Source organism: Cypionkella sp. (genome assembly GCF_030652235.1).
In the GTDB taxonomy this organism is placed as follows: domain Bacteria; phylum Pseudomonadota; class Alphaproteobacteria; order Rhodobacterales; family Rhodobacteraceae; genus Cypionkella.
Genome location: NZ_JAUSBA010000003.1, coordinates 107,459 through 117,521, shown reverse-complemented (window position 1 = coordinate 117,521; position 10,063 = coordinate 107,459). Strand labels below are relative to the sequence as shown.

General features: G+C 59.2%; 7 protein-coding genes. 6 read left to right on the top strand and 1 reads right to left on the bottom strand.

Features of this window, described 5'->3' with window-relative positions; genetic code table 11:
- The first annotated feature begins 30 nt into the window (after nucleotides 1-30).
- The 4 genes from purB (at nucleotide 31) to Q7V03_RS00940 (ending at nucleotide 4,296) form a co-directional block, all read left to right on the top strand.
- Nucleotides 31-1,329, top strand: coding sequence for an adenylosuccinate lyase (gene purB, locus Q7V03_RS00955; RefSeq protein ID WP_304923742.1), 1,299 nt, complete (start codon nucleotides 31-33; stop codon nucleotides 1,327-1,329).
- 77 nt (nucleotides 1,330-1,406) lie between these two features.
- Nucleotides 1,407-2,480 (top strand): flagellar motor switch protein FliG, encoded by a 1,074-nt coding sequence (locus tag Q7V03_RS00950; RefSeq protein ID WP_304923741.1) that lies wholly within the window; start codon nucleotides 1,407-1,409, stop codon nucleotides 2,478-2,480.
- A gap of 67 nt (nucleotides 2,481-2,547) precedes the next feature.
- Complete coding sequence (locus Q7V03_RS00945; protein WP_304923740.1) at nucleotides 2,548-3,429, top strand: DMT family transporter; 882 nt, start codon at nucleotides 2,548-2,550, stop codon at nucleotides 3,427-3,429.
- Nucleotides 3,430-3,432: 3 nt separating this feature from the next.
- Complete coding sequence (locus tag Q7V03_RS00940; RefSeq protein WP_304923739.1) at nucleotides 3,433-4,296, top strand: lysophospholipid acyltransferase family protein; 864 nt, start codon at nucleotides 3,433-3,435, stop codon at nucleotides 4,294-4,296.
- 70 nt (nucleotides 4,297-4,366) lie between these two features.
- Here the strand turns inward: Q7V03_RS00940 and Q7V03_RS00935 are convergent, their stop codons facing one another.
- On the bottom strand, nucleotides 4,367-5,089 hold the full coding sequence (locus Q7V03_RS00935; protein ID WP_304923738.1) for a thioredoxin family protein: 723 nt from the start codon (nucleotides 5,087-5,089) through the stop codon (nucleotides 4,367-4,369).
- A 261-nt stretch (nucleotides 5,090-5,350) separates the two neighbouring features.
- Here Q7V03_RS00935 and acnA point away from each other — a divergent pair, with 261 nt between their 5' ends.
- Nucleotides 5,351-8,095 carry an aconitate hydratase AcnA gene (gene acnA / locus Q7V03_RS00930; RefSeq protein ID WP_304923737.1) on the top strand — a complete coding sequence of 915 codons (2,745 nt, stop codon included), beginning with the start codon at nucleotides 5,351-5,353 and terminating at the stop codon, nucleotides 8,093-8,095.
- Between the two features lie 444 nt (nucleotides 8,096-8,539).
- Nucleotides 8,540-9,709 carry a Hint domain-containing protein gene (locus tag Q7V03_RS00925; protein ID WP_304923736.1) on the top strand — a complete coding sequence of 390 codons (1,170 nt, stop codon included), beginning with the start codon at nucleotides 8,540-8,542 and terminating at the stop codon, nucleotides 9,707-9,709.
- Nucleotides 9,710-10,063: the final 354 nt, after the last annotated feature.

Genomic DNA, 10,063 nt, shown 5'->3' with positions numbered 1-10,063 from the left:
GCCTTGCCTCGCCCCCGCTAACCTCGCGCCATGATTCAACGTTATTCACGGCCCGCGATGCGGGAGATTTGGACGGAGCAGCGGAAACTGGAAATCTGGCTGCAGATCGAGTTGCTGGCCACCCAGGCGCTGGTCAAGGAGGGCATTGTGCCCGCCAAGGACTTCGCGATCATGAAGGCCAAGGCCGCCTTCAACATTGAGCGCTGCAAGGAGCTGGAAAGAACGCTCAACCACGACGTCATCGCCTTCACCACCTGCGTCGCTGAGTACATTAACGATCCCGCCAGTCGCTGGTTCCACTTCGGCCTTACCAGCAGCGACGTGCTCGACACCGCCTTTGCCGTGCAGATGACGCAATCCGCCGACATTCTCATTGAGGACGTCAAGCAGCTTCGCGCGGTCATCGCGAAAAAAGCCAACGAGCACAAGTTCACCCCCTGCATCGGCCGAAGCCACGGCATCCATGCCGAACCGACCACGATGGGCCTTACCTTCGCGCGGTTTTATGCCGAAATGGCCCGCAACCGCACCCGCCTGATCGCCGCCCGCGCCGAGATCGCCACGGGTGCTATTTCCGGCGCTGTCGGCACCTTCGCCAACATTGATCCTTCCGTCGAAGAACATGTCTGCGCCCAGCTTGGCCTGACGCCCGAACCGATCTCTACCCAAGTCATCCCGCGCGACCGCCATGCGATGTATTTCGCGGTGCTTGCCGTGATCGCATCGAGCATTGAGAATGTCGCCATTGAAATCCGCCACATGCAGCGCACTGAAGTGCTTGAGGCGGAAGAGTTCTTCAGCCCCGGCCAAAAAGGCTCTTCGGCAATGCCGCACAAGCGCAACCCGGTTCTGAGCGAAAATCTGACGGGTCTGGCGCGTCTTGTACGGATGTCCGTGATACCCGCTCTGGAAAATGTCGCGCTGTGGCATGAGCGAGACATCAGCCATTCCAGCGTTGAACGCGCGATTGGTCCTGACACCACCATCACGCTCGACTTCGCGCTGCACCGCCTTGGTGGCCTTGTTGAAAAACTGGTGATCTACCCAGAAAATATGCTGAAAAACATGAACAAATTCCGTGGTCTGGTGATGAGCCAGCGCGTTTTGCTCGCCCTGACCCAAGCAGGTGTCAGCCGCGAAGACAGCTACCGTCTGGTGCAGCGCAACGCGATGAAGGTTTGGGAGCATGGCGCGGATTTCAAGACCGAGCTGCTCGCCGACCCCGAAGTCACCGCTGCGCTCAGCCCCGCCGAGATCGAGGAAAAATTCGACATCGGCTATCACACCAAACATGTCGATACGATTTTCAAGCGGGTGTTTGGTGCTTAAAGCCCGTGATCTTCGTAAGATGGCCTTAACCCGAAGCAGTCATTCTATCCCTGAACCAGAAGGATTCGGGGATAGATATGGCAGGCGAATCAGCAGTTCTGGCGCGGATCACTCCGGTGCAGCGGGCGGTGGCGGTCCCCAACAGTCAGCCGCGCCAGCCTAGCCCACGCCAAAAAGCGGCGATCATCGTGCAGTTTTTGCTGGCCGAAGGTGGCAGCCTGCCACTGGCAAAGCTGCCCGATCAGATGCAGGCGGCTTTGGCCGAGCAGATGAGCCTGATGCGCTCGGTAGACAGGCGTACCTTGGCTGCTGTCATCGAAGAATTCATGGGTGAGCTGGATCAGGTCGGTCTGTCCTTCCCCGGCGGCATCGAGGCTGCTTTGACGATGATGGATGGCCATATCTCGGCCAATGCCGCCAGTAGGGTGCGGCGGATGGCGGCGAGCAGTGCCTCAAGCGATCCATGGGAGCGGTTGACGGCGATGCCGGTGCAAACTCTGCTTCCGGTGCTGGAAGAAGAAAGCATTGAGGTGGGGGCGGTGATGCTCTCGAAGCTTCCCGTCGCCAAGGCAGCGGAATTACTGGGCAAACTTCCCGGCGAGAAAGCCCGCCGGGTCGCCTATGCAGTTTCGCAAACCGGCAATATTGACCCCGATACTGTGCACCGGATCGGGGTTTCACTGGCGGGGCAGTTGGAATCGCAGCCTCTGCGGGCCTTTCACACGAACCCGGTCGAACGGGTCGGCGCGATCCTGAATGTCTCGCCTGCGCTGACACGTGAGGATGTGCTGATGGGGCTGGATGAGGCCGATGCAGGCTTTGCCCAGCAGGTGCGCCGCGCGATTTTCACCTTCGTGCATCTGCCGCAGCGGGTGATGGCGCGCGATGTGCCCAAGCTGATCCGCATCCTCGATCAGGCGCAACTGATTACAGCGCTTGCCGCCAGCGCGGGCACCCCCGCATGGGAGGCGAGCGCCGAATTCATCCTGTCGAACATCTCCCAACGTATGGCGCAGGGGCTGCGTGAGGAAATGCAGGCGCGGGGCCGGGTGAAGGAAAAGGACGCCGAAGACGCGATGAACCAGATCATCACCGCTGTGCGTCAGTTAGAGGCTGCGGGCGAATTGGTGCTGATTCAAGACGAGGAATAGCTTAAAGATCGGGTGGAACCGTGCTGCGCCCCTTGATGCCCCACACCCGCCGCCTTAGGGTCGCGCCATGTCACCGATCAAAGTCCTGCCCACCGCTGCCGCCACCCGCAAGGGTATCCTGATGCTGATGCTGGGGGTGGCGATGTTCAGCACGATGGACGCGGTCGCCAAGGGCCTGCTGCACAGCTATCCCACCGCGCAAGTGGTTTGGGCGCGGTTTGTCGGACAGGTGCTGCTGGTGCTGGTCATCCTTGGCCCCAAACGCGTAGGCCCTACCCTGCGCACGCCCTATCCATGGCTGCATTTGGCGCGTTCCAGCTTTCAACTGGCGACCACCGGGCTGTTTTTCCTCAGCCTTGGCTATATCGGTCTGGCCGAAGCCACCGCACTGGCGGATATGAGCCCGTTGCTGATCACGCTGGGGGCGGCGCTGTTCTTGGGTGAAAAACTCGGCCCCCGCCGCATCGCCGGGGTCGCGGTGGCGATGATCGGGGCGCTGATGATCATCCGGCCCGGTGCAGGCTTATTCACCCCGGCGGCATTGCTGCCGTTGGCCTGTGCCGTCTGCTATGCTGCCTCGGCTTTGCTGACCCGGCTGGTCGGACAGAGAGAAGGCCCGGCCACCTCGATGTTGCACGCAGCACTGTTTGGCGCGGTGGCGACCAGCATTGCCGTCGCCTTCGTCTGGCAACCGATTGCGCTGGCCGATCTGCCGCGCTTTGCCGCGCTTGGCTGTCTGGGCACTGCCGCGCAATTTTGCTTGATCCGGGCGTTCTCGATGGCCGAAGCCTCGGCGATTGCGCCGTTTTCCTACCTTGGCATCCTCTATGCCACCCTGTTCGGCATCGCATTTTATGGCGAATATCCCGACACATGGACGATCATCGGCGCGCTTGTGATCGCAGGGTCCGGGCTTTATGTCTGGCACCGTGAAACCATCAAGCGTTAAGCCATGTCCGTAACACCTTTTCAGCCTCTTGCCTTCGTGCAGAACCTTGCGGTGCGCGGCCTGATCGGCTTGGGCTTGGCACTGCCCTATCGCTGGCGTGTGCCGCTCATGGGGGCGATCTTGCGCGGCCCGGTTGGGCGCCTTGCGGGTTATCGGCAGCGGGCGATGGACAATCTGGCGCTGATCTGGCCGGATATGGACTTAAAGCAACGCAAGAGCATAGCATCGGAAGCACTTGATAATGCAGGGCGATCTCTGATTGAAAATTACTCAAGTGCCGGATTTTTGGCGCGGCAGTCGCGCCTGATCCCGCAGGGGCCGGGCGTGATTGCCTTGGCGAAAGCGCAATCCGAAGGCCGTGCGGTGATCCTCGTCTCGGGCCATTTCGGCAATTATGAAGCCGCCCGCGCCTGCCTTGTGGCGCGGGGCTATACCATCGGCGGCCTCTATCGCCCGATGTCGAACAGCTATTTCAACACGCATTACGTCCGCACTATGCAGGCGTTTGGCGGCCCGATCTTTCCGCAGGGCCGTGCCGGCACCACCGGATTCGTCAAACATCTGAAGGCGGGCGGGCTGTTGGTCTTGCTGTTTGATCAGCGCGCCGGCAGCGATCAGATCAAATTCTTGGGCGTGCCTGCCAGCACAGCTTTGTCAGCCGCTGAACTCAGCTTACGCTATAAAGCCGATCTGATCCCGTTCTATGCCACCCGCCAGCCCGACGGCCTGAGCTTTGTAGTGGATCTGGAGGCCCCGATTCCGCAGACTACAGCCCTAGAGATGACCACAGCCCTGACCCGCAGCCTAGAGGCGCGCGTTAAAGCTCATCCTGGTCAATGGTTCTGGATTCATCGCCGCTGGCGCTGAGCGGGAGGTTCTCGTTGAACCGCCGCTGGCGTTGAGCGGAGGGTTCTCGGTGAAGCGCCTCAGGCGTCAATCACTTCAGCCGGGCTGCCGCGACAATCTGCGCCGGGCCAACCCCATCGGGCGCGCGGACCTGCAAGATCACCACCACCGGCCCCTTGCCCGCTGCCGTCACCAGTTGCAAAGGCTCGACGCCAGACCAATCGCCGACCTTCTGCCATGAGGTCACGATATTATTGTAGACCACCTTCAGCCCCGAGTTTTCACCGCGCTTAATCTCCACTTCGGCGTGGTCGGTGTATTGCACCAGTTGCACCACCACTGGGTTGGCCAAAGCTTGCGTCGTGCTGGCATTGATCACCAAATCGCCGCCCTGCCGGATCAGCGTCAGCGTCACCGGGCTGGGTTTGACCGCCGCCAAAGCCGCAGCCACTTCTCCCGGCTGATTGCCGGCCACCCGCGCAGCCCCCGCCACAATCATCTGCGGTGTGTAGATCATCTTTTCCCCCGATGCATGGGCATAGGCTTTTTGCCGCTCGGTAAAGCTGGCTTGGCCGAAAGTGTCGGTCCAGCCAATATAATCCCAGTAATCAACATGCAGCGAAAGCCCGATCACCCCCGGCATCTGCGCCAGCTTGGCCATCAGCGCATCGGCGGGCGGGCAAGACGAACAGCCTTGCGAGGTGTAAAGTTCCACCACAACCCCCTGCTCAGAATCGGCCAAGGCTGCCGAGGCGCAAAGCATCATGCTGCCGATCAAACCCATACCGGTCGTGCTGAAACTGTGGTGCGACATGGTGTTTTCCGATCTCTGGGCCCATTTTTGTTCTACATGATGTGAATACACCGCCGCCAATCAAGGTTTTGCGAGCCGATATTACAGTATAGTCACACAACCGTTCCAAGGATGCCGTTCAAACCAAGCCAGACTAGCAATTCCGCACTGGATTTTCGGCATACCATTGCATACAATGATCGCAAGACCAAAGATGATTCCCTTGCACCGCGCGCGCCCTTAGGGCAAAGCCAAAGCAATCCGTCAACCGCAGGAGGCCACATGACCGTCACCGTTGGACACGACAGCAGCAAAACCCGCAAAACTTTGAGCGTAGGCGGCGAAAGCTTTTCGTATTACTCGATCCCCGCCGCTGAAGCCGCAGGTCTGGGCGAATTCAGCCGTTTGCCCGCCGCACTTAAAGTGGTGCTAGAGAATATGCTCCGCTTTGAAGACGGCAAGACCGTGTCGCTCGATGACATCAAGGCGTTCTCGGATTGGGGCAAGCTGGCGGGCAAGAACCCGCGCGAAATCGCCTACCGCCCCGCCCGCGTGCTGATGCAGGATTTCACTGGGGTTCCGGCGGTGGTTGATCTGGCCGCGATGCGTGACGGCATCAAGGGTTTGGGCGGCGATCCGCAGCACATCAACCCGCTGACACCTGTCGATCTGGTCATCGACCATTCGGTGATGATTGACGAATTTGGCACCCCGCGCGCTTTTCAAGCCAACGTCGACCGCGAATATGAGCGCAACATGGAGCGTTATGTCTTCCTGAAGTGGGGGCAGAGCGCCTTTAACAACTTCCGCGTCGTGCCGCCCGGAACCGGCATCTGCCACCAAGTGAACCTTGAATATCTGGCGCAAACGGTTTGGACCGATACCGATCAAGACGGCACGATGGTTGCCTACCCAGATACTTTGGTCGGTACCGACAGCCACACCACCATGGTGAACGGTCTGGCTGTGCTGGGCTGGGGCGTCGGCGGTATTGAGGCCGAGGCCGCGATGCTGGGCCAACCGGTTTCCATGCTGATCCCCGAAGTCGTCGGCTTCAAACTGACCGGAGAGATGATCGAAGGTACAACCGCCACCGATCTGGTGTTGAAAGTCGTCCAGATGCTGCGCAAACACGGCGTGGTGAACAAATTCGTTGAATTCTACGGTGACGGTCTCGACCGCCTGCCCTTGGCTGACCGTGCCACCATCGCAAACATGGCGCCGGAATATGGCGCGACCTGTGGTTTCTTCCCGATCGACGGTGAAACCATTCGCTACCTGCGCAACACCGGGCGCGACGAAGGCCGCATTGCACTGGTTGAGGCCTATGCCAAAGCCAACGGCATGTGGCGCGATGCAAGCTATGATCCGATCTACACTTCGACCCTGCATCTCGATATGGGCGAAATCGTGCCCGCCATTTCTGGCCCGAAACGCCCGCAGGATTATCTGCCGCTGACCGATGCCTCGGCCAATTTCTACAAAACCGTCTGCGATTTCCGCGGTGTGGATGTCAGCGCTTCTGCCAAGGATATGGGCTCGGAAGGACCGAACTACACGCCCTTGGTTGACGCCCGCAAAACTTCGGCGGTAACAGGGCAAGATTACAAGCTGCGCGATGGATCGGTGGTGATCGCCTCGATCACCTCCTGCACCAACACCTCGAACCCCTTTGTGATGATCGGAGCGGGGCTTGTGGCGCGCAAAGCCCGTGCTTTGGGCTTAAAATCAAAGCCTTGGGTGAAAACCTCGCTGGCCCCCGGCTCTCAGGTGGTCAGCGAATACCTCAATGCCGCCAACCTGCAAGAAGACCTTGATGCGGTCGGTTTCAACCTTGTCGGCTACGGCTGCACCACCTGTATCGGCAACTCGGGCCCGCTGGACCCTGCGATTTCGGCAGCGATTGCCGAGGGCGATCTGGTCGCCACCGCCGTGCTGTCCGGCAACCGCAACTTTGAAGGCCGGATTTCCCCCGACGTGCGCGCCAACTATCTGGCCTCACCGCCGCTGGTTGTCGCCTATGCGCTGGCAGGCGATATGAACATCGACCTCACCACCGAGCCTTTGGGCATGGGCACCAATGGCCCGGTTTACTTGAAGGATATCTGGCCGACCAATAAGGAAATCTCCGATTTGGTCGAAGCCACCGTCACCCGCGCCGCGTTCCAGAAAAAATACGCCGACGTGTTCAAGGGTGATGCGAAATGGCAAGCGGTGAAGGTGACGGATTCGGAGACCTACGATTGGCCCGCGTCCTCGACCTATATCCAGAACCCGCCCTACTTCCGCGGCATGGCGAAAACGCCGGGCGTGATCAGCAACATCCACAACGCCCGCGTGCTGGCCTTGCTGGGGGACATGATCACCACTGACCACATCTCGCCCGCAGGGTCATTCAAAGCGGGCACCCCAACCGGTAAGTATCTGACCGAACGGCAAGTTCCGGTGTCCGAGTTCAACTCCTACGGTGCCCGTCGCGGCAACCATGAAGTGATGATGCGCGGCACCTTCGCCAACATCCGCATCAAGAACGAAATGCTCGACGGCATCGAAGGTGGCTACACCAAAGGCCCGGACGGCGTGCAGACCAGTATTTTTGACGCCTCGATGGCCTATCAAGCCGAGGGCACGCCCTTGGTGATCTTCGGCGGCATCGAATACGGCGCGGGCTCCTCGCGTGACTGGGCCGCCAAAGGCACAGCCCTTCTGGGCGTTAAAGCCGTGATCGCCGAGAGCTTCGAGCGCATCCACCGCTCCAACCTCGTCGGCATGGGGGTGATCCCGTTCGAATTTACCGAAGGCATGACCCGCAAAACGCTGGGGCTGACGGGCGACGAAGTTGTCAGCATTGACGGGCTTGCCGGCGATCTGAAGCCGCTGTCCACCGTGCCCTGCAGCATAACCTACGGCGATGGTACGGTCAAAACCATCGCCATCAAGTGCCGGATCGACACCGAGATCGAGATTGAATACGTCGAACATGGTGGCGTTCTGCACTATGTTCTGCGCGATCTGGCCTCGCGTTAAGCCCGAAACTCTACTTTAGATTGCATCCTGACAAGCACCCTTCGGGGTGCTTGTTGCGTTGAATCTGCTCGGAAATGTGGGAAGGCTTTTCCAAGATTGGTCCCAATTTGGCATCACTGCGTTTCCGAGCATGAATTAAACTGTCGCAGTCTCGGTCCCAGCTGCAGGCCGAATACAGCCCCACCCGTCTGCGGTTGCCGTCAGATCCATTCCATCCCCTCATAAACGTACACAGTATCTGAATATCACGCCAGCAGGGCTACGCGCAGGATTTCGTCGCGGCCAACCATCGCCCCAAAAATCAACCACGCCCGCATGCACAACCTGCAATTCAAGCTAACACGCGTTAGTTAAGATTTGATTCAACTAGTATATATCTTAAAATATCCTAAAGATACTCAATCAACCTTTGGGCGACTTTCACCTTTCCCAAGGAGACGCGCCATGCCAGACCGCACCAGAGATATTGAGCTCTATGACAACCAAGGTGCTTTGCTCACCGTGGGGCCAAGCCAAGTGCTGAGCTTTACCAATTTCAGCACGTCCACCCAATCCACCGTCACATTTGACGATTCCAACCCCAACAATGGCGCTTGGAATGCGTCGGAAGATGCGACCATTGGCGGTGCTCCGGCTGATTTACTGGGAACCGGGCTGTCTTATGCCGGGGTGAAAGTCACCATTTTGGGCATCACCCTTGCCGATATCCAACTTAGCACTCCGGTGCGAACCGCCCTGTTGGATGTTAACGGCAACCAGATGCTGCACTTCTACAATGCTGATGGCTCTGAAGCCGATCCGGCAGCATTACTGGATTCATTGACCACCCAGTTGGTCACAGCACTCAGTGGTACGATTCCGCTGCCTCTGCGGGCCGCGGTCAACCTGATCCTCGCCAACCCACTGCAATATGTCCAAAACAATGCCCTTCTGACGATTTCACTGACGGCAGGGGGCGCGCTGCCCTTCGTGCCCTGCTTCACCGCAGGCACCATGATTATGACCCGCAAGGGTGAGATTGCCGTTGAAGACTTGTGTATCGGCGATGATGTTCTGACGGTGGACAATGGCTTCTGCCCGATCCGCTGGATCGGCAGCCGCAAACTTTCCGCGCGCCAGTTGCAACTTTCGCCGCACCTGCGCCCGATCCGTATTGAGATTGGCGCGTTGGGCAATGGCCTGCCGCTGCGCCCGCTGGAAGTCTCACCGCAGCACCGCTGTCTGATCCGTTCGGAGGTCGCGCAACGTATGGTCGGTGAGCGCGAGGTTTTGGCTGCTGCCAAGCATCTTTTGGCGGCTGAAGGCATCTCGGTTGTCGAAAGCGATGCCCCGGTGACCTACTTCCATCTGCTGCTCGACAGCCATGAATTGCTGATTTCCAATGGCGCTGCGACCGAGTCGTTCTTCGTAGGCCCAGTGGCCATGGCGTCAATGTCCGCCAACGATCGTTTTGAGATTATTTCCCTATTCCCCGACCTTTGTACCAAGGAGGCGCACCATGTCATGCCACCGGCCCGCAAATTCCTTGTCGGCCATATTGCAAAATCCATCGTTGCCCGCGCCATCAAGAACACCAGCCCGGTCGTCGAGCCGCGCCGCTACACATGTGCCTAGGCCAAACCACAGCGTGGGTGAGCGCAAAAGCTGGTGGCTTCTGCCGTGCATCAGTGGCGGTGCAGCAATCTGGGTGCTGCTGTTCCACAGCTTGCTCGGTTGATCGGAAGATACAGACGTTAGCACCGCTGTTCTTGCTATGATCCGAAACAATTTGTTTCCAAAACAACGGGGGGTAGCCGCAACCGCCTTATGTTCTTGTTAAGTTCTCATTGGCACCCTGAAAACGCAGCCTCAGAAAGACCCGCCCATGCCCGAACGTTTTCCACCCCTCTCCCGGCCTAAACCTGACAACCGCGTTCTAGCCCAGCTGCTGCAGGCCCTGCCTCTGGGCGAGCTGTCCCTTTGCCTGCT